Origin of the sequence: Curvibacter lanceolatus ATCC 14669 (assembly GCF_000381265.1) — a bacterium.
In the GTDB taxonomy this organism is placed as follows: domain Bacteria; phylum Pseudomonadota; class Gammaproteobacteria; order Burkholderiales; family Burkholderiaceae_C; genus Curvibacter; species Curvibacter lanceolatus.
Genome location: NZ_KB906255.1, coordinates 86,883 through 108,394, shown reverse-complemented (window position 1 = coordinate 108,394; position 21,512 = coordinate 86,883). Strand labels below are relative to the sequence as shown.

21 protein-coding genes are annotated in these 21,512 nt (G+C 67.7%); 8 read left to right on the top strand and 13 right to left on the bottom strand.

The window, feature by feature from the left end; all coding sequences use genetic code 11:
* Positions 1-103 precede the first annotated feature (103 nt).
* Positions 104-547, bottom strand: coding sequence for a flavin reductase family protein (locus tag F624_RS0107440; protein ID WP_019573654.1), 444 nt, complete (start codon positions 545-547; stop codon positions 104-106).
* A 214-nt stretch (positions 548-761) separates the two neighbouring features.
* Here F624_RS0107440 and F624_RS0107435 point away from each other — a divergent pair, with 214 nt between their 5' ends.
* Positions 762-1,538, top strand: a complete 777-nt coding sequence (locus F624_RS0107435) for an alpha/beta fold hydrolase (RefSeq protein ID WP_019573653.1) — start codon at positions 762-764, stop codon at positions 1,536-1,538.
* A gap of 75 nt (positions 1,539-1,613) precedes the next feature.
* On the top strand, positions 1,614-2,576 hold the full coding sequence (locus F624_RS32310; protein WP_019573652.1) for a M14 family zinc carboxypeptidase: 963 nt from the start codon (positions 1,614-1,616) through the stop codon (positions 2,574-2,576).
* 9 nt (positions 2,577-2,585) lie between these two features.
* Here the strand turns inward: F624_RS32310 and F624_RS0107425 are convergent, their stop codons facing one another.
* On the bottom strand, positions 2,586-3,380 hold the full coding sequence (locus F624_RS0107425) for a phosphatase PAP2 family protein (protein ID WP_019573651.1): 795 nt from the start codon (positions 3,378-3,380) through the stop codon (positions 2,586-2,588).
* 94 nt (positions 3,381-3,474) lie between these two features.
* Here F624_RS0107425 and F624_RS0107420 point away from each other — a divergent pair, with 94 nt between their 5' ends.
* Complete coding sequence (locus tag F624_RS0107420) at positions 3,475-4,230, top strand: YdcF family protein (RefSeq protein WP_019573650.1); 756 nt, start codon at positions 3,475-3,477, stop codon at positions 4,228-4,230.
* Between the two features lie 7 nt (positions 4,231-4,237).
* Here the strand turns inward: F624_RS0107420 and F624_RS0107415 are convergent, their stop codons facing one another.
* Together F624_RS0107415 and F624_RS0107410 are read right to left on the bottom strand one after the other, a co-directional pair.
* Positions 4,238-4,795, bottom strand: a complete 558-nt coding sequence (locus F624_RS0107415) for a flavodoxin family protein (RefSeq protein ID WP_019573649.1) — start codon at positions 4,793-4,795, stop codon at positions 4,238-4,240.
* A gap of 59 nt (positions 4,796-4,854) precedes the next feature.
* Complete coding sequence (locus F624_RS0107410; protein ID WP_019573648.1) at positions 4,855-6,210, bottom strand: D-amino acid dehydrogenase; 1,356 nt, start codon at positions 6,208-6,210, stop codon at positions 4,855-4,857.
* A gap of 114 nt (positions 6,211-6,324) precedes the next feature.
* Between F624_RS0107410 and F624_RS0107405 the strand changes: the two genes are divergently transcribed.
* Together F624_RS0107405 and F624_RS0107400 are read left to right on the top strand one after the other, a co-directional pair.
* Positions 6,325-7,233, top strand: coding sequence for a LysR family transcriptional regulator ArgP (locus F624_RS0107405; RefSeq protein ID WP_019573647.1), 909 nt, complete (start codon positions 6,325-6,327; stop codon positions 7,231-7,233).
* Positions 7,234-7,341: 108 nt separating this feature from the next.
* Positions 7,342-7,977: a TetR/AcrR family transcriptional regulator gene (locus F624_RS0107400; protein WP_019573646.1), complete on the top strand. Its 636-nt coding sequence runs from the start codon at positions 7,342-7,344 to the stop codon at positions 7,975-7,977.
* 46 nt (positions 7,978-8,023) lie between these two features.
* Here F624_RS0107400 and F624_RS0107395 read toward each other — a convergent pair whose 3' ends face one another.
* Together F624_RS0107395 and F624_RS0107390 are read right to left on the bottom strand one after the other, a co-directional pair.
* The gene (locus F624_RS0107395; RefSeq protein ID WP_019573645.1) at positions 8,024-8,446 is read right to left on the bottom strand and encodes a universal stress protein; all 423 of its coding nucleotides are present in this window, start codon (positions 8,444-8,446) and stop codon (positions 8,024-8,026) included.
* A gap of 69 nt (positions 8,447-8,515) precedes the next feature.
* Positions 8,516-9,352 carry a metallophosphoesterase gene (locus tag F624_RS0107390; RefSeq protein WP_031254438.1) on the bottom strand — a complete coding sequence of 279 codons (837 nt, stop codon included), beginning with the start codon at positions 9,350-9,352 and terminating at the stop codon, positions 8,516-8,518.
* A 144-nt stretch (positions 9,353-9,496) separates the two neighbouring features.
* Between F624_RS0107390 and F624_RS0107385 the strand changes: the two genes are divergently transcribed.
* The gene (locus F624_RS0107385) at positions 9,497-9,703 is read left to right on the top strand and encodes a hypothetical protein (protein WP_019573643.1); all 207 of its coding nucleotides are present in this window, start codon (positions 9,497-9,499) and stop codon (positions 9,701-9,703) included.
* A 32-nt stretch (positions 9,704-9,735) separates the two neighbouring features.
* Here the strand turns inward: F624_RS0107385 and F624_RS0107380 are convergent, their stop codons facing one another.
* Entirely contained in the window at positions 9,736-10,740 is a 1,005-nt protein-coding gene (locus tag F624_RS0107380) for a tripartite tricarboxylate transporter substrate-binding protein (RefSeq protein ID WP_019573642.1), read from the bottom strand.
* A 68-nt stretch (positions 10,741-10,808) separates the two neighbouring features.
* On the bottom strand, positions 10,809-11,768 hold the full coding sequence (locus F624_RS0107375; RefSeq protein ID WP_019573641.1) for a LysR family transcriptional regulator: 960 nt from the start codon (positions 11,766-11,768) through the stop codon (positions 10,809-10,811).
* A 129-nt stretch (positions 11,769-11,897) separates the two neighbouring features.
* On the opposite strand from F624_RS0107375, the gene F624_RS0107370 reads away from it, so the two are divergent.
* On the top strand, positions 11,898-12,338 hold the full coding sequence (locus F624_RS0107370; protein WP_019573640.1) for a hypothetical protein: 441 nt from the start codon (positions 11,898-11,900) through the stop codon (positions 12,336-12,338).
* A 196-nt stretch (positions 12,339-12,534) separates the two neighbouring features.
* Here the strand turns inward: F624_RS0107370 and F624_RS0107365 are convergent, their stop codons facing one another.
* The 3 genes from F624_RS0107365 to F624_RS0107355 all read right to left on the bottom strand — a co-directional run bounded on the left by F624_RS0107365 (position 12,535) and on the right by F624_RS0107355 (position 16,222).
* Positions 12,535-14,403: a phosphoenolpyruvate carboxykinase (GTP) gene (locus tag F624_RS0107365; RefSeq protein ID WP_019573639.1), complete on the bottom strand. Its 1,869-nt coding sequence runs from the start codon at positions 14,401-14,403 to the stop codon at positions 12,535-12,537.
* Positions 14,404-14,778: 375 nt separating this feature from the next.
* Positions 14,779-14,922 (bottom strand): hypothetical protein, encoded by a 144-nt coding sequence (locus tag F624_RS35335; RefSeq protein ID WP_019573638.1) that lies wholly within the window; start codon positions 14,920-14,922, stop codon positions 14,779-14,781.
* 61 nt (positions 14,923-14,983) lie between these two features.
* Positions 14,984-16,222: a threonine ammonia-lyase gene (locus tag F624_RS0107355; RefSeq protein WP_273421137.1), complete on the bottom strand. Its 1,239-nt coding sequence runs from the start codon at positions 16,220-16,222 to the stop codon at positions 14,984-14,986.
* A gap of 108 nt (positions 16,223-16,330) precedes the next feature.
* Here F624_RS0107355 and F624_RS0107350 point away from each other — a divergent pair, with 108 nt between their 5' ends.
* On the top strand, positions 16,331-17,908 hold the full coding sequence (locus tag F624_RS0107350) for a methyl-accepting chemotaxis protein (RefSeq protein WP_031254432.1): 1,578 nt from the start codon (positions 16,331-16,333) through the stop codon (positions 17,906-17,908).
* 9 nt (positions 17,909-17,917) lie between these two features.
* Here the strand turns inward: F624_RS0107350 and recQ are convergent, their stop codons facing one another.
* Together recQ and F624_RS33310 are read right to left on the bottom strand one after the other, a co-directional pair.
* Positions 17,918-19,795, bottom strand: a complete 1,878-nt coding sequence (gene recQ, locus F624_RS0107345; RefSeq protein ID WP_245573581.1) for a DNA helicase RecQ — start codon at positions 19,793-19,795, stop codon at positions 17,918-17,920.
* Between the two features lie 198 nt (positions 19,796-19,993).
* Positions 19,994-21,436 carry a GGDEF domain-containing protein gene (locus tag F624_RS33310; RefSeq protein ID WP_019573634.1) on the bottom strand — a complete coding sequence of 481 codons (1,443 nt, stop codon included), beginning with the start codon at positions 21,434-21,436 and terminating at the stop codon, positions 19,994-19,996.
* Positions 21,437-21,512 lie beyond the last annotated feature (76 nt).

Here is a 21,512-nt window from a genome sequence, read left to right as displayed (position 1 = left end):
GACCGTGGGGGCCACCAGCCTGCCGCCGGGCCGCCCCAAGGCAGGCTGCGACCCCCCTGGGGGGCAGGGAGCGACACGCAGTGCGCGACCGTGGGGGCCCCATTCAAAGGGGGTGTTCTGTATAGAACTTCCCGCCGTGGTAGAGCAGCGGTGACGCGCCTTCGCGGTGCGCGCACTGCTCAACCTCGCCCACAAAGATCACGTGGTCGCCCTCTTCGTAGCGGCTGCGGTTGAAGCACTCGAAGGTGGCGGCCGCCCCGACCAGCAGCGGGGCACCGCCCACGCCTTGCGTGAACGCCACACCCGCCCAGCGGTCGACCGTCTTCGAGGCAAAGCGCTCGGCCAGGTCCTTCTGGTCGGCGGCCAGCACATTGATCGCATAGTGCGACCCGGTGGCAAACACCCCCATCGACGCGGCCGCCCGCGCCAGACTCCACAGCACCAGCGGCGGGTCCAGCGAAACCGAGTTGAACGAGTTCGCCGTCAGGCCCACCAGCACCCCGTCGGCGGCGCGTGCGGTCACGATGGTCACGCCGGTGGCGAACATGCCCAGCGAGTTGCGGAACTCGCGGGTGGAGAAACTGGGCGCACGGGCTTGCGCTGGGGCAGATGTGAGGGCAGTCACAGGCGATCAATGGGGTGGGGATGGGCTATTATGGGCCGTTGGCCTGTCGCCTGCCGCAGCCTGGTCCGATGACCGTGCTGGCAGGGGGCTCAGGCTTCTGTGTTTCGCGCCCTACCCCCGTCCTGCCTGATCCATCATGAACGCTCTCCCCGCCTTCACCACCCTGGGCGCCGGCCCGACCGTTCTGATGCTGCACGATGTGCTGGGCGGGCACCTCACCTTCGCGCCGCAGGTGGAAAGCCTGGCCGCGGCCGGCTACCGTGCCGTGGCCTGGGACATGCCGGGCTATGGCCGCAGCGCTCCCATCGATCCCTGTTCCTTCAAAGGCCTGGCCCAGAGCTGCATCGACCTGATCGAGGCCCTCAAGGCGGGCAGCGTGGTGCTGGTGGGCCAGGGCGTGGGCGGCATGGTGGCCCAGGAGGTGGTGGCGCGCCGCCCCGAACTGGTCAACCGCCTGATCCTGTGTGCCACGCTGGCCCGGGGCTTCGACGCCTCCGGCGCCACCGAGGGCGAGCCCCTGCCTGAACTCGAAGCCGGCCACGGCCTGAGCCAATGGGCCGAATTCAACCTGCCCCGGTTGGTCGGGCCGGGTGCCTTGCCCGAAGGCGTGTTGCTGGCCAGCCATGCCATGGCCCAGATCAACCCCTCGGCTTACCGCCGCATCAATGCCGAAGCCGCGTATTTCAACCGCCAGGCGGATCTGGAGCGCATCCACGTGCCCACCCTGCTGGTGGCGGGCGAGTTCGATCGGGTGGCGCCACCGGATTTGATGAAGCAGATGGCAGACCGCATCGGCCGCAGCTGCACCCTGGCCGTGCTGCGCGGGGCCGGCCACATGCCGCAACTCGAGGCCCCCGAAGACTTCGACACCGCCTTGCTCGGCTTTCTGGCCTTGCCCCGCCTGTTGCACTGACCTGATCGGATGTTCGAGGTGCGCCACGCTGGCGTTGCACGTCAAGGGATGCGCGGACCCCGTCCAGGGGCGCGCATGGCTGCTGCTGCGCGTTGGTGTGCCGCCCTGCTGCTGTGCGCTGGGCCCGGTCTGCTCACCCTGGCCCAGGCGGCCCCGCAGGCGGTGGCTCATGCGGCCCATGCTGCGGCCCACCCCAAGCCTCAGGCCTCTCAGCCCAGCCATCCCGCAGCGCCCAAGGCCTCGCCGGCCGCCCACCTGGCCGAGCCTTGCAAGCAGTGGGTGCCCCGATTGCCGGGCCTCAGCGCGGCGCAGTGCTCGGCGCTCAAGCTGCAGCCTTCGGGTACCCGCTCGGTGCAGGCGCGTGAGCTCTGGATGGGCGACGTCGGGGCCCGCAACGCGCCGGTCAAGGTGCTGGTGCTCGGGGCCATCCATGGCGACGAACTGTCTGCCAGCACGGTGGCCTTGCAGTGGATGGGCCTGGCCCAGGACAACGGGGCCGACGCCCTGTGGCGCTTCGTGCCCATGCTCAACCCCGACGGGGTGATGGCGCAGCCGGCCCGGCGCGTGAATGCCCATGGCGTCGACCTGAACCGCAATTTTCCCACTCCGGGCTGGGCGCAGGAGGCCCCGCGTTACTGGGCCCAGCGCACCCGCAAGGACCCGCGCCGCTGGCCCGGCAACAAGCCGCTGTCCGAACCCGAGAGCCGTTTTGTGCACGATCAGATGACGGCGTTCACGCCCGACCTGATCGTCAGCATCCACGCACCCTACGGCGTGCTTGATTTTGATGGCCCCACCGATCCGCCGCGCCGACTGGGCCGGCTGATGCTCGACCCGGTGGGCGTGTTCCCGGGCTCCCTGGGCTATTACGGGGGCATGCACAAGGGCGTGCCGGTGGTCACCATCGAGCTGCCCAATGCACAGCGGGCGCCCCTGCTGGCCGAGACCCGCCAGATGTGGCTGGACCTGCACCGCTGGATGGGGGAACACCTGCCCGCCAAGACGGCCAGCGCGGCCCAGCCTGCGCGCGCGCCTTGATCCGAAGGTTCAGCGGCCCAGGGCCTGTCGCTGGCGCAGCCCCTCTGCCAGGCTCAGGCACAGCAGCAGCCACACCGAGCCGCTGGCCAGGCCGGCCAGCACATCGCTGGCGTAGTGCACCTGCAGCAGCACCCGGCTGACCGGCGCCGTCAGCACCAGGGCCCCGCAGGCCAGCAGCACCAGCAGGTGCCAGCGCCTGGGGCTGTGTTGCAACAGCAGCCAGGCCAGCAGGCCGTAGGTGACCAGCACGCCTGACGCATGGCCGCTGGGAAAGCTGTAGCCCGTCTCCACCACCACGCCATGCAGGTGCGATGGGCGTACCCGTGCAAAGCCCTGCTTCAGGCTCCAGTTCAACAAGGTGTTGCCCAGCACTCCCAGCAGCCAGATGCCGGCCTGCAATCGTTCGCGCCGCCACAGCAGGAAAAGGGTCACCCCGATGGTCAGCACGGTCACCGGGGCCGGGTTGCCCAGCCAGGTGGGCAGGGCAAAGGCCTGCAGCGTGCCCAGGTCCATCTGCTGGCCCAGGGCCTGGGACAGGGCGCGGTCAAAGCGGCTGAGGGGCTGGCCCGGGCCGATCTGGCTGGCCAGCCCGCCAAAAAGCGCCAGGGCCGGCAGCGCCCAGACCAGGCGCCGCCAGGGCGACCCCGCTGCGGTGGTCGGTACATCGGTCTGGGCCGGTTGGCGCATCAGCAGGCCCAGGGCACCGGTCAGGGTGAGCAGCAGCAGGGCCCAGAGTGTGAGCAGTTGTGGGGCCAGCCAGAGTGCGAGGGATTCGGGGCTGGAGAAGATCGGAGAAGCAAACATGGGTCCTGGGCCGCAGCAAGCCGACATGAAAACCCGGAACAATACCCTTTGTCGGGCGCCCCTGCCGGGCCCGGAACGCTTTCATTGGACCCCCATGCTGCTGTTGTTCTTCAAGAAATTGCTCACGGCCCTGTTGATGCCGCCTTTCAGTCTGGTCTTGCTGGCCGCCCTGGGGCTGGTGCTGGGGCGGCGTCGGCCACGCCTGGGGCGTTGGGTGGCCGGGCTGGCGCTGCTGGTCCTGGGGGCGCTGTCGTGGCCGCCGGTGGCCGATGCGCTGCTGGGCAGTCTGGAGCGCCATCCGCCCCTGTCGGCGCAGGCGCTGGCGCAAGCCCAGGCGATTGTGGTCCTGGGCGGCGGCATCTACCCCGATGCCCCGGAGTACGGCGGTGAGGACAGCGTGGCCCGTCCCACCTTGCAGCGCCTGCAATACGCCGCCACGCTGCAGCGGCGCAGCCAATTGCCCGTGCTGGTGACGGGCGGTGCGCCGGAAGGGGGCCGCCCCGAAGGGGAGGTGATGCAAAGAGTTCTGGAGCAGCAGTTTGACGTGCCGGTGCGCTGGGTGGAGTCAGCCTCGCTGGACACGGCCGGCAATGCCGCCCTGTCGGCTCCACTGCTGCGCGCCGCGGGTGTGCAGCGTGTGGCCCTGGTCAGCCAGGCCTGGCATCTGCCGCGCGCCGTGGCCTTGTTCGAGGCGCAGGGCTTCACGGTGCTGCCGGCACCCACCGGGTTTCGCAGCCGGCCGCCCCGCGCACTGGTCTGGTACTTGCCCAGTGCCGACGCCCTGCAGGCCAGTCAGACTGCCTTGCGCGAATGGCTGGGGCGGGTCGCCATGGCCCTGGCCTGGGCCTGAGGCCGCCTCAGAGAAGAAAGGTGGCTGCCTGGGCCACGGCCTCTGTGTCGGCCTGCACGGCGCCAGGTGCGCCACCCTTGCCCCACAACTCGCCGCCCCAGTTCATGGCCAGGAACTGCGCACACAGGCGCAGCGAGTCGAACATGGGCTGGGCCTTGGCGCGGTCGCCGCTGGTGCTGATCACGCGCAGGGTCTTGCCGGCCATCTGCTCCTTGAAGCCCAGGCCCGGCACGCGCAGCCAGCCGCTCCAGTGGTCCAGGTAGGTTTTCAGTGGGGCCGGAATGCTGAACCAGTACACCGGGCTCACGAACACGATGTCGGTGGCGGCCAGGGTGGCGTCGAGCAGGGTTTTCAGGTCGCCCTCGGGGGCCGGGTACTGGCCCACGGTGTGGCGCAGGTCCACAAAGGGCGGCAGGTTCATGTGGGCCAGGGCCAGCCAGGTCTGGGTGCTGCCGGCCGGTAGGGCCGCGGCAGCCTGCCGGGCCAGCCATTCGCTGTTGCCCGGGTGACCGGGCTCGCGGCTGGAGGTGGTGAGGAACAGGGTGTGGCGTGGGGTGGTGCTCATGGGCCCGGATGATAGAACGTCACCGGGCCCTGCCCCTGTCTGATCCCGATCGAATCGCCTCAGGCCAGGGCCGGCTTGGGCGCGCGTGGCGCGGCCGAACCCAGAAAGCCGAAGCGGTCCGCGATGCGGGGCACCTCGCCGTTGATCAGCTCGGCCAGGGCCTTGCCCGAGCCGGCGCCATGGGTCCAGCCCAGGGTGCCGTGGCCCGCATTGACCCACAGGCCCGGGATCCGGGTCTGGCCGATGAAGGGGATGTTGGTCGGCGTGGCGGGGCGCAGGCCGCACCAGAAGTTGGGCTGGCCGCCCTCGTGTTCCAGGCGGGTATCGCACACGCCGGGCATCACGGTTTCGATGCGGCGGGCCAGCATTTCGCAGCGGGCTCGGGCGATCGGACCGTTCAAGTCCAGGTCATAGCCGCCCACCTCGATGGTGCCGGCCACGCGCAGTTCGTCGCCCAGCCGGCTCATGGCCACCTTGAGTTCGTCGTCGATGGCCGACACCCAGGGGGCCGCCTCGGGCTTGAGGATCTTGAAGGTGGCGCTGTAGCCCTTGCCCGGGTAGATGGGCAGGCGCACACCGACCTGGCGCAGCATCGGTGCCGTGTACGAGCCGGTGGCCACCACGATGGCGTCCGCCTTCAGATCACTCACGGGGCCGCTGGTGCGGGACTGTTCGTCCACCGGGGCCACGCGCACGGAGCGGGCCCGGTTGTTCGACACGTCCAGCTGTTGCACGGCATGGCCGTACAGGAACTCCACGCCGCGCTGCTCGCACAGGCGGGCCAGCCCCTGGGTGAACAGGCGGGCGTCACCGCTCTCGTCGGTGTCGGTGAAGGTGCCGCCGACGATGCGGTGGGCAAAAGGCTTGAAGGCGGGTTCGATCTTGAGCAGTTCGTCGCGGCTGACCACGCGGCGCGACACGCCGTGGCGGCGCATCAGCTCGGCGGCCGCGCCTGCGGTGTCGAACGAGGCGGCGTCGGTGTAGTAGTGCGCGATGCCCCGCTCCAGGCGGTGGTATTCAATGCCGGTGGCGTTCACGATGTCCTTCAGCGCGGCGTGGCTGTAGGCGCCCAGGGCCACCAACTGGCTCACGTTGCGCTCGAAGGCCGCATCGTTGCACTGGCCCAGGAAGCGCAGACCCCACAGCCACTGCTGCAGGCCCTCGCCCACCGGCCACTGCGGACGGAACAGCAGCGGGGCATCGGGCTTGGTCATCCACTTCAGCACCTTAAGCGGTGCCTCGGCGTTGGCCCAGGGTTCGCAGTAGCTGACCGAGATCTGGCCCGCGTTGGCGAATGTGGTCTCCAGCGACGCCGCAGGCTGGCGCTCGATGACCGTGACTTCGTGACCCCGCTCTCGCAAATGCCAAGCGGTGCTGATGCCGATGATGCCGGCGCCGAGGACGATGATTTTCATGCGTCGCAGTGTGCGACAGGCGGTAGGCGCTTGAAAAGCAAAATTAAACTCTTGGCAGTTTCATCAGTCTTGCTAATATTCAACCCTGTGCTGACATCCCCTCGCCCCAGTCCCATGAACACCTTTGATCCCCACGCCCTCGAATGCCTGGCGGCCATCGTCGAAGAGGGTGGTTTCGAGCGCGCCGCCCAGCGCCTGAGCATCACCCAATCGGCCGTGTCGCAGCGCCTGCGTGCCCTGGAGGCCCAGGCCGGCACCGTGCTGATCGTGCGCAGCCGCCCCCTCAAGGCCACGCCCGCCGGGCAATTGCTGCTCAAGCACACCAAGCAGATGCGCCTGCTGCGCGTCGACCTGGACCGCGACCTGCGCGAGCTCACCCCGGGCGGCAGCAAGCGCGCCCGTGAAGACGAATGCATCTCGATCGCCATCAATGCCGACAGCATTGCCAGCTGGGCCTTGCCGGCCCTGGACAGCCTGGTGTGCCAGGGCCTGCCGCTGGAAATCATCACCGATGACCAGGATTTCACCGACGAGTGGCTGCGATCGGGCCAGGTGCTGGGCTGCGTCACCACCCTCAAACAGGCGCTGCGCGGCTGCAAGGTGGTGCCCCTGGGGGCCATGCGCTATGTGGCCGTGGCGGCGCCTGAGCTGGCGCGGCAGCGCCTGCCCGAGGGCTTGTCGCCCCACAATTTCCGCGACATTCCCTTCGTCGCCTTCAACCGCAAGGACGACATGCAGGCCGAGTTCGTGAGCCAGTGCTTCGGGCTCAAGCGCGTCACGCTGAGCCAGCTCTTCGTACCCAGCTCCGAGGGCCAGTTGCGGGCTGTGCTGGCGGGCTGGGGGGCCAGTGTGGTGCCCGAGCTGCTGGCGCGTGAGCCGCTGGCGCAGGGGCGTCTGGTCAATCTGGTGCCGGCGCACAGCCTGAGCATCCAGCTTTACTGGCATTGCTGGAACCTGGAATCCGAGGTGCTGGACGCCCTCAGCGCAGCGCTCACCTCCGCCGCTGCACAGGCCTTGGTGTGACGCAGGGGTGCGGTCGTTGAGGCCTGCGACCGTGTTTGTACCTGCCGTCAACACAGGCTTTTTGGGCCGTCCAGTCGTGATTCAGCCCGCTTTGTTTAAAATCGAACCGTGAATACCACCACCCCCGCCCGCGTTTCCTTCAAGGCCCAGATGCACCAGGTGCGCGAAGAGGCCATTGTGCAGACCGTCATTCGCCTGCTCGGCGAGAAGGGTTATGACGCCATGACGGTCGACGAAGTCGCCGCCGCGGTGGGCATTGCCAAGGCCAGTCTGTACAAGCACTTCCCTGGCAAAGAGCAGTTGGCCGCCGCCGCCATGGTGCATGTGATCAAGCGGGCGCAGGACTTTCTGCAGATCGTGCCGCCGGAGATCTCGCCGGTCGACAAGCTCAAGTCGGTGGTGGGTTGGGCCATGTCGCTGCAACTGGCCGATGAAATGCCCTCGCTGCCCAGCCGCAACTCCACGCTGCGCCAGGTGCTGATGGGCAATGCCGAGTACATGAACGGGCTGATCACCCTCAGCGACCAACTGGGTGCCTGGATCACCGAAGCGCAGGCCCAGAGTCTGATCAACCCCACCTTGCCTCCCCTGGTGGTGCTCTACACCCTGTACGCCCGTGCCTGCGACCCGGTGGTCAGCTTTTTGCGCCAGGGCTCGCAGTACAGCAACGCCCAGATCGTCGATCTGGTGCTGCGCACCTGCTTTGAAGGCCTGGCCTCGCCGCCCGAGATCCGCACGGCCTGAGCTCCGGGCCACGATGGCAGGCCTCACGGGCCCGCCACAAGGCGACTCAACGCACCAGCAGAACCGGCACCTTGCAGTGCGCCAGCACCTGGGTCGAGACCGAGCCCATCACCAGGTTGCCCAGCGAGCTGTGGCCATGCGAGCCCATCACCACCAAGTCGAACTTGCCTGTTTCGGCCACCTTGGCAATGACTTCGCCAGCCAGGCCCACCTTGCTGATCTGCTGGGGAACGATGCCGTGGCGAGCCAGGAACTTGCTCACCGGTGTCAGCACCTTGGCGGCTTCGTCGGCGTAGTACTCATCGACGATCGGCTTGCCCAGGGCCGCGCGGGCGCGCGGCGGCAGGGCGGCCTGCACGGTGAGGGCGGTGTACTCCACCGAACCTGAGATCAGGGCTTCGTGGGTGCTCAAGTAGGCCAGCATCTTCTTGGTGTAGGCGCTGCCGTCGACGGCGAGAAGAATCTTCATGTGATGTGCTCCTTGTTGGTGCTTTCAGCATAGCTCCCGATGAACAGGCGGAATTGATCGATATCAAGCCTATTTCGAATCCGCCGACCAGGGCACCTCCACGCAGTGCTGCTGTTGAAAGTGCAGCTGCTCGTTCTTGCGCGCATACCCCAGCGGATTGGCCACCACCCGGCAACCCTGGCTGACGTAATCGCTGGGGGCATGCAGGTGGCCATGCAACCACAGGCTGGCGTGCGGCAGCAGATCGTCCAGGGCGTTGCAGAAGCCGGCCGTGCCCGGGGTGAGCCCGTAGCGCGGATCGGCACTCAACAGGCTGGGGGCGAAATGCGTGACCACCACCGTGGGGCCGTCATGCGGCGTGTGCAGGGTGTCGCGCAACCACTGCTGGCAAAGCAGCGCCTGTTCGCGCACCCCCTCGGCCAGCCAGGGCTCGCCTCGCCGCGTGCCGCCGGTCTTGCGCAGGTAGAAATTGGCCGCCCGGAAGGCCTTGTCGCGCATCTGCAGGGCCCGGGTGGTGGGGGCCTGGGCCTGCAGGGCCAGCGCGTCAAAGTCGCTCCACAAGGTGGTGCCGACAAAGCGCACCCCTTGCAGCACCAGGCTTTCGCGCTCCAGCCAGTGCAGGCCCAGGCGCTCACAGCATTCGCGCAGGCGGGCATGGGCCTGGTCGAAGTCCTGCATGTCGTATTCGTGGTTGCCGGGCACGAAGATCACCGGCACTGGCCAAGAGCCGCCCGCGCTGCGCGGTGAGAACCGGGCCAGCCCGAAGTCGGTGTCGCCGAGCAGGCTGCCGCTCTGGTAGGAGCCGATGTCGCCCGCCAGCACCAGCACGTCGGCCTCGGGGTGGGGTAGGGGGGCGAAGTGGGGGTGCACCTCCAGGTGCAGATCGGACAACAGCTGTACTTTCATGGTGCATGCATTGTCGCGGCAGTGCACCCATGCAGGGCGTGCTCAGGCCTCATGCCGAAGCGGCATGGCTTGGGGCTGTTAAAAATACGGGTTAACCCTTACTCTTGAGACCTGTTCATCACGCGCTCACAAGGCGCCTCTTCCATGTCTCCGTTTCTTGCCCTGATTGCCCGCAGCCTGACCCTGGCCACCCGGGTGGATCCCCTGGTTCCCGCCCGCCGTGCCGACCGTGGCAGCGCCGGCATTGCCAACGACCTGCTGGAATCCGCCGACGCCCGTGCCGGCCACGACCCGCGCCATGCCCATGAGCTGCGCGAGGCCGCCCACGCCTACCTGCGCGTGCTGCGCTGATCGTCGCACGTCTGTTGGGCGGCTGAGCGCCGTCAAAGGCGTGCGCCTGCGGCCTTGACGACCGGGGCCAGCACCCCGACCTGGTCTTTCACATAGGCGGCAAAGGCAGCCGGGCTGCCAGGGCTCACCGTCACGCCCAGTTCCAGCATCTTGCGCTTCACCTCGGGCAGCATCAGCACCTCGTTGCAGGCACTGTTGAGGCGCGTCACCACCTCGGCCGGCAGATTGGCCGGCCCGCTCAGGCCGAAGAAGTTGTCCAGCACCAGCTTGCGGTAGCCGAACTCGACCACGCTGGGCACCTCGGGCACCAGGGGTGAGCGGTTCGCTGACGTGACGGCGATGGGCACCAGCTGCCCGCTCTTGAAGTAGGGCACATAGGCCGTCAACACGTCGATGCCGATCGGGATCACGCCCGAGATCAGGTCGGTCGTCATCGGGGCGCCGCCGCGGTAAGGCACGTGCACCAGGTTCACGCCCATGGCCTTGCGCATCAACTCGCCATAGATGTGGCCGATTGACGCCGGCCCACCCGAGCCAAAATCCAGCCGCCCGCTCTTGCGCGCCACCGACTCCAGGTCGGCGATGGTGCGGATCGGGGCCGCCGTGTTGGCCATCAGCACGCAGGGCGCGGTGCCGATCATGGCGATGTGGGTGAAGCCCTGCACCGGGTCGTAGGGCTGCTTGTCCAGGGCAAAGGGCCCGATCGAGATCGGGGTCGAGTTCGACAGCATCAGCGTGTAGCCATCGGGGGCGGCCTGCTGCACCACCTGCCCACCCACGCTGCCGCCCGCCCCAGGGCGGTTGTCCACCACCACGGCCTGGCCCAGCTTGCGGGCCAACTGCTCGGCCACCACACGGGCCACGATATCGCTGGCCCCGCCGGCCGGAAACGTCACCACGATGCGGATCGGCTTGTCGGGCCAGGAGGCCCAGGCCGGCAGGCTCAAGGCGCTGGCGCCCAGTGCGGCCGCAAAGCGGCGCCGGCTCATCGGGTGCGGGTTCTTGCGGGGGCTGGGCTGGGCACGGGTGTCCGTCATGGCGTCTCCTGAAAGCGGGTACCAAGCAAATTCAATGCCTCGCCGGGCGCTGCAGGTTCACGACAGCCTCAGGCGGCCCCGGGGTTGCGCTGGGCCGCGCGCGCGATCGCCTGGCGCAGCCAGTCGTGCCCCGGGCCGTTGCGCAGCCGTTTGTGCCACAGCGCATCCACGTGCACGGTGGGCACCTTCAGCGGCAGTTCGCGCCAGACCAGTCGGTCGGCAATGCCGGTCACGTTGATGAAATGCCGCGGCAGCACGGTCAGCAGGTTGGAGTTGGCCACCACCCGCCCGGCCGTGAAGAACTGGTTGACCGTGAGCACGATGCGGCGCTCGCGCCCCACGGCCGTCAAGGCCTCGTCGATGAAGCCATAGGGCCGGCCCGAAAAGCTGACCAGCAGGTGACGCGCGGCACAGTAGCGGTTGAGGGTGAGCGGGCCGCTGGCCAGCGGGTGATCGCGCCGCATCACGCACACGTATTCGCCGTCGTACAGGCGCTGGTTGGCATAGGCCACGGCCTCGCCGGCCTGGCTGCGGGCGGTGAGGTCGGCCAGCACGGCGGGGAAGTAGCCGATGGCCATGTCCACCGATTCTTCGTCCAGCAGGCGGCGCGGGTCGCGGGTGGACAGGGGCACGACCCGGATCGACACCCCTGGCGCCTCCTCCTCGATGATGTCCACCAGGCCCGGGATCAGTGAGGCGGCGGTGGCGTCGGCCATGGTCAGCACAAACGTGGTGTTGGCCTCGGCTGGGTCGAAGGTCTCGGGCACCAGGGCCGACTGCAGGCGCTGCAGCGCCTCGCGCACCGTGGGCCACAGGGCCAGCGCCATCGGCGTGGGCTCGACACCGGCCCCCTGGCGGCGCACCAGCTCGTCACCCAGGCTGTCGCGCAGGCGCCGCAGGGCGTTGCTGACGGCGGGCTGGGTCAGGGACAGTTTGTGGGCGGCGCGGGTCAGGCTGCGCTCGGCCATCACCTCATCAAAGACGCGCAGCAGGTTGAGGTCAAGGTTTCTGAATCGGCCCTGGTGCATGGGGTTTCCTGGAAACATCATCGATGTGAATGATCATCATCAGCAATATAAATTTGAACAAGTTTAGGGTTAACCCTAGTATTCGTTCCATGACTCGGGCCACTGTCCCGATTGCGAAAGGAAAACACCATGTCCAGCTTTGTTCACACCCCTCATTCTTTCCACCACGCCGGTGTCGCCCGTGCCGAAAAGGCCGCCGAAACCCTGCGTGATGCATCCCGCCAGTTCGATGGCCCGCGCGGCACCGCCACGCTGCTGCTGGCCGCTGTGGTCGCCGCCCTGGTGGTGGCTGCCAACCAGGTGATCGACACTTGGTCGGATGGTCATCTGCTGGCCGCCTGGATCGGCCTGTGGACCGTGGCCTTTGCCGCGCTGGCCCTGCTGGCCACCCCGATCCGCCGCGCCTCGGTGGGCCTGCGTGCCGGCCTGGCCTCGTGGAAGCGTGCCCGCCACGAAGCTGCTGAAGACCGCAAGCTGTGGAGTCTGGCCCTGACCGATGCCCGCGTGATGGCCGACATCAGCCGCGCCATGAGCCGGGATGCAGCCCGCGACGTGCGCGGCTACTTCTGAAGCGAGCCGGGCCTGGGCCCGGTGACCCGCTGAGATAGAACAGGCTTCAAGCCGTGTCCCGCAAGGGCCGCGGCTTTTTTCTTGTCCGGCGGATTGCGGGTCGGGCGGGGCTGGATCGCCCAAGAAAAAGCCGCCGGCCCTGGCGGGGCGGCGGCGGTGTCCGGCCCACTCAGAGCCGGTGCGCTGTGGGCCTGAATCAGGCGGCCAGGCGTTTTTCGAGTTCGGCCTTGGTGTCCACCAGGGCTTGGGGCAGGTGGTAGGCCAGCTGCTCGAAGTGGGTGGCGTGCAGCTTGAGCTCGTCGGTCCAGGCCGCACGGTCGATGCTGGTCACGGTGTTGAACTGGGCTTCGGAGAAGTCCAGGCCGTTCCAGTTGATTTCAGCGTAGGTGGGGGCCACGCCGAACATGGTGTCGGAGCCCTTGGCCTGACCTTCGATGCGGTCGATCATCCACTTCAGCACGCGCATGTTTTCGCCGTAGCCGGGCCACACGAACTTGCCGTCTTCACCCTTGCGGAACCAGTTGGTGGTGAAGATCTTGGGCTGCTTGCCACCGGCGGCGGTGATCTTGTCGCCCATGTTGAGCCAGTGCTGGAAGTAGTCGCTCATGTTGTAGCCGCAGAAGGGCAGCATGGCGAAGGGGTCGCGGCGCACCACGCCTTGCTGGCCGAAGGCCGCAGCGGTGGTTTCAGAGCCCATGGTCGAGGCCATGTACACGCCTTCGGTCCAGTTGCGGGCTTCGGTCACCAGGGGCACGGTGGTCGAGCGGCGGCCGCCGAAGATGAAGGCGTCGATCGTCACGCCAACCGGATCGTCCCAGGCGCTGTCCAGGGCCGGGTTGTTGGTGGCCGCCACGGTGAAGCGGGCGTTCGGGTGAGCGGCCTTGGCGCCGGTTTCCTTGGCGATGGCGGGCGTCCAGTCCTTGCCTTGCCAGTCGATCAGGTGGGCCGGGGTGCTGCCGCTGTCCTTTTCCATGCCTTCCCACCACACGTCGCCGTCGTCGGTCAGGGCCACGTTGGTGAAGATCACGTCCTTGTCCAGGCTGGCCATGCAGTTGGGGTTGGTCAGCGTGTTGGTGCCGGGGGCCACGCCGAAGTAACCGGCTTCGGGGTTGATGGCGCGCAGCGAGCCATCGGCCTGGGGCTTGATCCAGGCGATGTCGTCACCGATGGTGGTGACCTTCCAGCCGTCGAAGGCGGCCGGGGGAACCAGCATCGAGAAGTTGGTCTTGCCGCAGGCGCTGGGGAAGGCCGCTGCCACGTGGTACTTCTTGCCTTGCGGGTTGGTCACGCCCAGGATCAGCATGTGCTCGGCCAGCCAGCCTTGCTCGCGGCCCATGTTGGAGGCGATGCGCAGGGCCAGGCACTTCTTGCCCAGCAGCGCGTTGCCGCCGTAGCCCGAACCGTAGGACCAGATCTCGCGGGTTTCCGGGTAGTGGACGATGTACTTGACGGTAGGGTTGCAGGGCCAGCTGGTCTTGTCGGTCTCGCCTGCAGCCAGGGGAGCACCCACGGTGTGCAGGCAGGGCACGAACTCGCCGTCCACACCCAGCACGTCGTACACGGCCTTGCCCATGCGGGTCATCAGCTTCTGGTTCACGGCCACGTAGGCGCTGTCGGTCAGCTCGACGCCGATGTGGGCGATGTTGGAGCCCAGCGGGCCCATGCTGAAGGGCACCACGTACATGGTGCGGCCAGCCATGCTGCCGTCAAACAGCGGCTGCAGCAGGGCGCGCATTTCGGCCGGTGCCTTCCAGTTGTTGGTCGGGCCGGCGTCTTCCTTCTTTTCGGAGCAGATGAAGGTGCGGTCTTCCACGCGGGCCACGTCGCTCGGATCGGAGCAGGCCAGGAAGCTGTTGGGGCGCTTGGCGGGGTTGAGCTTCTTGAAGGTGCCGGCGTCGACCAGTTGCTGGCACAGGCGTTGGTACTCTTCGTCGCTGCCGTCACACCACACCACGTTGGCGGGCTTGCACAGGGCCACCATGTCGGCCACCCAGGCGATCAGCTTGGCGTTTTTGACGTACGAAGGGGTGTTGAGGGTCAGGCCCTGCATCACGGGTGAGTTCATCGGAGGCTCCTAGTTTGAAAAGTCGTCTTTTCAAAAGGGCTCGATGGGCCTGATGGGCTGTCCGCGCGGGGCGATGAGCATTCGCGGGAGCCTGATCTGCCGGTTGGCCACCTGGGCGCCACGGAACCTTTTGAGAAAACGGCTTGACTGCTCAGTCGGCGGGCGGGTCTCGGGGTGAACGGACTGGCTTCCGGGCACCGCGGGTCGGCTGGGATGACGATTTTATGAAGCCGGCCGCAGAAAGTCTCGCAGTTACTTTGAAAGTTCATGCAAAACTTGCATGGGGTTATGTTTGATTTGGCGGGGCCGGTACGTCGCGCGGGCATGAAAAAACCGCCTCGGAGGGCGGTTTTTGCTGGGGTGCCGGGAAAGGCTTCAGGCCATGGTCACGGCAATGAAAGCCAGCAGAAAGATCAGCAGGCCACCCACGATGGGCAGCACGAAGGGGATCAGGGGGACGACGGCTTCGACCGGATCCTGAGGCGCGTCGGTGGAGGCTGCGGCGTGGTGGTTGGACATGTGTCTCCTCGTGGGTGGGGTTGTGCCGTGCATTCTACCCAGGCCGGGCTTTGGCGTCTTCTCAGTGATGACCCTGCAGCACGGCTTCCAGCCCGGCCTCGTGCAGATGATCGAGCAGCGCGTCGATGTGGTCGGGTCCACGGGTCTGCACCACCAGTTCGATTTCGACGTTCTGCGCCGCCAGGCTGGTGAAGGCGCGCTGGTGGTGCACCTCTTCGATGTTGGCGCCCAGTTCGGCCACGATGGTGGTGATGCGCGCCAGCATGCCGGGCACGTCGCGCGCGCTCACGCGGATGCGGGCCAGTCGGCCCGAGCGCACCAGGCCGCGTTCGATGATGGCGGCCAGCAGCAGCGGATCGATGTTGCCGCCGCACAGCACCAGGCCCACCTTGCGGCCGCGGTAGCGTTCAGGTTGCTTCAGGATGGCGGCCAGGCTGGCGGCACCGGCGCCTTCGACCAGGGTCTTTTCGATTTCCAGCAGCATCACCAGCGCCTGCTCGATGTCGCCCTCGTCAACCAGCACCAGATCGTCGATGCGCTCGGCCAATACGGCACGGGTCAGCAGCCCGGGCGAGCCCACGGCGATGCCCTCGGCAATCGTGCTGCTGCCCTGGGGGTGGTGGGTACCTTGCAGCGCATTCACCATGGCCGGGAAGCGCGAGGTCTGCACGCCCACCAGTTCGATCTGCGGTCGCAGTGCGCGCGCCACCGTGGCCACCCCGGCCATCAGGCCACCGCCGCCCACGGCGATCACCAGCGCATCGAGGTCAGGCACCACGCGCAGCATCTCGAGCGCCACCGTGCCTTGCCCGGCCATGATGGCCTCGTCGTCGTAGGGGTGCACAAAGGTCAGCTGCTGCGCTGCGGCCAGGGCCTGGGCATGCTGGCGGGCCTCGTCCAGGGTGTCGCCGTGCAGCACCACCTCGGCGCCGAAGCCGCGTGTGCGCTCCACCTTCACCCCCGGGGTGAAACGCGGCATCACGATCACGGCCCGCAGGCCCAGGCGCTGCGCGTGGTAGGCCACGCCCTGGGCATGGTTGCCCGCGCTCATCGCGATCACGCCGCGCTGGCGTTGCTCCTCGCTGAGTTGGGCCAGCTTGTTGCAGGCCCCGCGTTCCTTGAAGGAGGCGGTGAACTGCAGGTTCTCGAACTTCAGGAAGATCTGGGCGCCGGTCAGTTGTGACAGCGTGCGCGATTCGACGAAGGGGGTGTCCAGCACATGGGGGGCCACGCGTGCGGCAGCCTGCTCGACGTCTTGCAATGAAAGCATGTTGGAATCCTTAGCGTGATCAAGGGTCACTTATGAGACTGGCTGAGGGGGTTGTGACTTTCGTCAAGTCTTTCGGGGGTGTCCCGCGTTCCAATCGGAACCTAGCATGCCATGACCCCCACGGCGGCGGAATACCCCATGAAAATGAATCTCCCGGTCACTCAGACCGAAGTCGAAATGGCCGAAGGCATGGTCCTGGTGTCCACCACCGACACCCAGGGCCGCATCACCCACTGCAACCGGGCCTTTGTGCAAATGAGCGGCTTCTCCTATGAAGAACTGCTGGGCCAGCCACACAACCTGGTGCGCCACCCCGACATGCCCCCCGAGGCCTATGCCGACATGTGGTCCACCATCGGGCGCGGCCGCCCATGGTCGGGCATCGTCAAGAACCGTTGCAAGAACGGCGACTTCTACTGGGTGCAGGCCAACGTCTCGCCCGTGATGGAGGGCGGCAAACCCGCAGGCTACATGTCGGTGCGCCTCAAGCCCACGCGCGAGCAGGTTCGCCAGGCCGAGCAGCTCTACCGCGACATGGCCGAAGAAAAGGCCAGCGGGCGGCGCTCGTTTCGCCTGCATGCCGGCGGCATCCGTGGCGTGGGCTGGCGCGACTGGCCCAAGCGCCGATACCGGCTGACCTTGTCCCAGCGCACTGGTCTGGCCACAGGGGCGGCCCTGGCCGCGGCGGTGTGGGGTGGTTCGGCGCTGGCCGAGGGGCTCGCAGGCCTCGGCATGCCGGTGCTGCTCTGGCAAGGCCTTTGTGCGGCCTTGGCCTGGGCGGGGTTTCAGACCTGGTTTGTGCACAGCACGGCAAAACCGTTGGCCGAAGCCGCCGATGTGGCCGGCAACCTGGCCGCCTGCAACCTCGACGGCATGCTTGATTACGACCCGACCAACCCGATTGGCCAGATCAAGCGCCAGCTGTGGCTGGTGAACCTGAACATGCGCGCCATCGTGACCGATGTGCGGGCCGAGGTGGATGAAATGGTGGCCGAGGCGCGCGCCATCCGCGACGGCACGCTGGATCTGTCGGCCCGCAGCGAGCAGCAGGCCCAGGCCGTGGCCGAGACCGTGGCTTCGGTGACCCAGATGACCGCCTCGCTGAGCGAGACGTCGGCCACCGTGAGCGAGTTGTCCCAGCTCAGCGCCGATGCCCATCAGCACGCCGACGCCGGAAGCCAGGCCACCGGCGAGGTGTCGAGCTCGATGGAGCGCATCCGCGGCTCGTCCAAGCGCATCACCGACATCATCGAGCTGATGGAGCAACTGGCCTTCCAGACCAATCTGCTGGCCCTCAATGCCGCGGTCGAGGCGGCCCACGCCGGTGACCAGGGCCGCGGCTTTGCGGTGGTGGCGGCCGAGGTGCGCGCCCTGGCCCGCCGCAGCACGGACGCGGCCACCCAGATCCGCAGCCTGATCGATGCTTCGGTTTCGGATGTGGATACCGGAGGCCACCGGGTCGACGAGGCCGCCCGCACCATCCAGGATGTGGTGGGTTCGGTGCAGCGTGTGAGCAGCATGCTGCAGTCGATCGAGACGGCCGCGCGCGAGCAGCTGCACGGGGTGACGCAGATCGATCAGGCCATGCAGCTGATCGACGATGTGACGCACCGCAATGCCGAACTGGCCAGCGCTTCGGCGGTGTCCAGCGAAACCCTGGAGCGCCGCGCCGACACGCTGCAGCGCGCCGTGCGCATCTTCCGGGTCAACGCCTGAACCCGGGCTTCAGAGCTGGCACACGCGCAGCACCTCGGCCCCATAGGCCTCCAGCTTGCGCGCGCCGATGCCGCTGATGCCTTGCAGGTCTTCGGGCGTGGCCGGAAAGCGCTCGGCGATGGCCGCCAGCGTGGCATCGTGGAAGATCACGTAGGCCGGCAGGTTGTGCTCGCGGGCTACCTCGGTGCGCCAGGCCTTGAGGGCTTCGAAGCGGCGCAGCGCGCCGCCTTCCAGTGCGATCGCCGCCTTGGCCGGGCTGCCGCTGCCGGTGCTGCTGCGCGTGCGTCGGCTGCGTGGCGCTGCCGCCGTGCTTTCGCGCAGTTGGATCGGTACCTCGCCGCGCAGCACGGCGCGCGCGGCGTCGGTGAGCTGCAGGGTGTTGAAGGCCTGGGCATCCACGGCCAGCGCGCCGATGGCGATCAACTGGCGCAGCACGCCGCGCAGTTGCTGCTCCGAGAACTCGGCCCCGATGCCGAAGGTGCTGATCTGCTCGTGCCCGTACTGCGTCACCTTGTCGGTCTTCTTGCCGCGCAGGATGTCCATGATGTGGCCGGCACCAAAGCTGATGCCGCTGGCCTGCTGCACCCGGTAGATGGTGGACAGCAGCTTGCGCGCGGCATCCGTGCCATCCCACACGGCGGGCGGCGTCAGGCAGTTGTCGCAGTTGCCACAGGCCTCGCTGTGCTGGCCAAAGTAGCTCAGCAGGCGCACACGCCGACAGTCGATGGCCTCGGCCAGGCCCAGCAAGGCATCGAGCTTGCCCACCATCACCTGCTTGAACTCTTCGCTGGCCGGGCTCTCGTCGATCATGCGGCGCTGGTTCACCACGTCCTGCAGGCCATAGGCCATCCAGGCGTTGGCGGCGGCCCCATCGCGGCCGGCGCGACCGGTCTCCTGGTAGTAGCCCTCGATGTTCTTGGGCATGTCCACGTGGGCGACAAAACGCACATCAGGCTTGTCGATGCCCATGCCGAAGGCAATGGTGGCGCACATGATGATGCCGTCTTCACGCAGGAAGCGGTCCTGGTGGTGCTGGCGCACGCCGGCGTCCAGGCCCGCGTGGTAGGGCAGGGCGTTCAGCCCGTTCTCGCACAGGGTCTGGGCCAGTTCTTCGACCCGCTTGCGCGACTGGCAATACACCACGCCCGCATCATGCCCCTGCGGGGTGGTGTGCTCGTTTTCGATGAAGCGCAGCAGCTGCTGCGTCACGTCCTTCTTCTCGACGATGGTGTAGCGGATGTTGGGCCGGTCAAAGCTGCTGACGAACTGGCCTGCCTCCTGCAGTTGCAGGCGCTCCACGATGTCGGCGCGTGTGGTCGCATCGGCGGTGGCGGTCAGGGCCATGCGCGGCACGCCGGCATAGCGCTCGTGCAGCACGGTCAAGGCCCGGTACTCGGGGCGGAAGTCATGGCCCCACTGGCTCACGCAGTGCGCCTCGTCGATGGCAAACAGGCTCAGCATGCCGCGTTCGTGCAGCGAGTCGAGCTGGGACAGAAAGCGCGGCGTGGTCACCCGCTCGGGCGCCGCATACAGCAGCGTGATCTCGCCGCGCAACAGCCGGCGCTCCACCTCGCTGGCCTCGTCGTACGACAGCGTCGAATTGAGGAAGGCTGCGTCCACCCCCGACTCGTGCAAGGCCCCGACCTGGTCGTGCATCAGGGCAATCAGCGGCGACACCACCACGGTGATGCCCAGGCCTGCGCGCTGGCGCACGATGGCCGGCACCTGGTAGCACAGCGATTTGCCGCCGCCCGTGGGCATCAGCACCAGGGCGTCGCCCCCGGCCACCACGTGGTCGATGATGGCCTGCTGGGGGCCGCGAAACTGCTCGTAGCCGAACACCTCACGCAACACGGACTGGGCAGAGGACTCGGTAATGTGTGGCAAGGCGGACTCGGGTGGGGTGGGTGGCAAAGCGGCTATTCAACAGCGATTCAGCGTCGGCTGGCGCAGGCGCGCGTGCGCCGCAGGCTGACTGGGCGAGCCGGCACGACAGCGTGTCGCCCGGTGGCCGATCAGGGGCTGCCTGGTGCCGAGGCTCAGGATTATCTCAGGCCCGATGGCCCGTCCGTGTCGGCGGGCGCTTCAGCCTGCAGGGGAGAGTTGGCTTTCCAGCACCTGGATGCCCTGCGGGTAGGCCAGGCCCACCCGGTTGCGCCCCTGGTGCTTGGCGCGGTACAGCGCGCTGTCGGCCCGCTCCAGGAAGGCGTGGGCGCTGGCATCGCGGCGCGGGTCGAACTCGGCCACGCCAAAGCTCAGCGTGAGCAGCTTGCCTTCGGGCGAGGTGGCGTCGGGCAGGCCGCGTTCGTGCAGGGCCTGCTGGATGCGCTGCACCAGATCAAGCCCGCCATTGAGCACGGTGTTGGGCAGCACCAGGGTGAATTCCTCACCGCCATACCGCGCCACCATGTCGGTGGCGCGCTGGATCACCCCGCTCAGCACCTGCCCCACTTCGCGCAGGCAGTCGTCGCCGATCAGGTGACCGTAGAAGTCGTTGAAGGCCTTGAAGTGATCGATGTCGCACATCACCAGGGCCAGGGGCTCGCTCAGGCGCAGGCTGCGTGCCACTTCGCGGTCCAGGATCACATCGAGCGCGCGCCGGTTCAGCAGGCCGGTCAGGCCGTCGCGCCAGGCCAGTTGGCGCAACTGCTCGTTGTCGGCCTGCAGGCGGCGTGCGTTGTCCTGCAGCGCCTGTTCCTTGTCCTTGATCGCGGTGACGTCGGTCAGGCGCACCATGCAGCCGTCCAGCAGCGGGCCGATGTGCACCTTGAACCAGCGGCTGGTGCCGTCCTGGGGCAGCTCCAGCTCACGCTCGCGGGGGTTGCGGGTCTGCACCACGGCAAGGCAATCCGCGTCCAGGTCCAGTCGGGCCCAGTTCGGAAACACCTCATGGGCCAGGCGCCCCTGGGCCGGCTCGTCGGTCTGGCCCGCCAAGGTCGCAAACGGCAGGTTGGCCACCGTCACCAGCCAATGGGTGCTGTCAGGCTCGGCGCTGCGCACACGGCGCAGCGCCAGCAAGCCTTCGCTGGCGCAGTTCAACACCGTCTCCAGCAGCTTGGCGCGGGCCTCCATGGGCTGGTTGAAGACCAGGATCCAGGGCTGGCCGTCGTCGCCTCGCGCCGGCATCACCAGGCGCTCCCAGGTCAGCACCCAGGGGTTGCTGTGCGCAAAATGCACCACGTACAGCGGCAGGCAGCGCGCAGCCACCTCGTCGAAATGGCTGCGCTGGAAGTCGGCCAGCTCGGGCGCCTGCTGGCTCAGGCACAGGCCGGTCGGGTCGCTCAGGGAGTCGTGGCGGAATTCGTCACCGCAGAAATGACCCAGGTAGTCGCCGTCCGGCAGGGGGCGGTACACGGTCATGCGGGCCGCAAACGGTGACAAGGGCCCATCCAGGGCCAGGTCGGACAGGGCCGGCAGTTGCCCCGGGGCAGGGCTCAGCCCCCGCCACAGGCGATGCAAGGCAACCACGTCGGCGTTGTCAACCGCGCTTTCGATGGGGCTCCAGACTTGCTTGTGCCAGATGGCCATGCGATTCCTTGGGTCGAAGGCAGCTCCGGGCCCGACGGGCCGCAGGCTGGTCTGCAGGGACGTGGGCAGACCTGAG

Excerpts from the sequence above, each read along its gene's own strand:
- F624_RS0107440 (WP_019573654.1), bottom strand. The coding sequence starts at position 547 with ATGTTCGCCACCGGCGTGACCATCGTGACCGCACGCGCCGCCGACGGG.
- F624_RS0107435 (WP_019573653.1), top strand. The coding sequence starts at position 762 with ATGAACGCTCTCCCCGCCTTCACCACCCTGGGCGCCGGCCCGACCGTT.
- F624_RS32310 (WP_019573652.1), top strand. The coding sequence starts at position 1,614 with ATGGCTGCTGCTGCGCGTTGGTGTGCCGCCCTGCTGCTGTGCGCTGGG.
- F624_RS0107425 (WP_019573651.1), bottom strand. The coding sequence starts at position 3,380 with ATGTTTGCTTCTCCGATCTTCTCCAGCCCCGAATCCCTCGCACTCTGG.
- F624_RS0107420 (WP_019573650.1), top strand. The coding sequence starts at position 3,475 with ATGCTGCTGTTGTTCTTCAAGAAATTGCTCACGGCCCTGTTGATGCCG.
- F624_RS0107415 (WP_019573649.1), bottom strand. The coding sequence starts at position 4,795 with ATGAGCACCACCCCACGCCACACCCTGTTCCTCACCACCTCCAGCCGC.
- F624_RS0107410 (WP_019573648.1), bottom strand. The coding sequence starts at position 6,210 with ATGAAAATCATCGTCCTCGGCGCCGGCATCATCGGCATCAGCACCGCT.
- F624_RS0107405 (WP_019573647.1), top strand. The coding sequence starts at position 6,325 with ATGAACACCTTTGATCCCCACGCCCTCGAATGCCTGGCGGCCATCGTC.
- F624_RS0107395 (WP_019573645.1), bottom strand. The coding sequence starts at position 8,446 with ATGAAGATTCTTCTCGCCGTCGACGGCAGCGCCTACACCAAGAAGATG.
- F624_RS0107390 (WP_031254438.1), bottom strand. The coding sequence starts at position 9,352 with ATGAAAGTACAGCTGTTGTCCGATCTGCACCTGGAGGTGCACCCCCAC.
- F624_RS0107385 (WP_019573643.1), top strand. The coding sequence starts at position 9,497 with ATGTCTCCGTTTCTTGCCCTGATTGCCCGCAGCCTGACCCTGGCCACC.
- F624_RS0107380 (WP_019573642.1), bottom strand. The coding sequence starts at position 10,740 with ATGACGGACACCCGTGCCCAGCCCAGCCCCCGCAAGAACCCGCACCCG.
- F624_RS0107375 (WP_019573641.1), bottom strand. The coding sequence starts at position 11,768 with ATGCACCAGGGCCGATTCAGAAACCTTGACCTCAACCTGCTGCGCGTC.
- F624_RS0107370 (WP_019573640.1), top strand. The coding sequence starts at position 11,898 with ATGTCCAGCTTTGTTCACACCCCTCATTCTTTCCACCACGCCGGTGTC.
- F624_RS0107365 (WP_019573639.1), bottom strand. The coding sequence starts at position 14,403 with ATGAACTCACCCGTGATGCAGGGCCTGACCCTCAACACCCCTTCGTAC.
- F624_RS35335 (WP_019573638.1), bottom strand. The coding sequence starts at position 14,922 with ATGTCCAACCACCACGCCGCAGCCTCCACCGACGCGCCTCAGGATCCG.
- F624_RS0107350 (WP_031254432.1), top strand. The coding sequence starts at position 16,331 with ATGAAAATGAATCTCCCGGTCACTCAGACCGAAGTCGAAATGGCCGAA.
- F624_RS33310 (WP_019573634.1), bottom strand. The coding sequence starts at position 21,436 with ATGGCCATCTGGCACAAGCAAGTCTGGAGCCCCATCGAAAGCGCGGTT.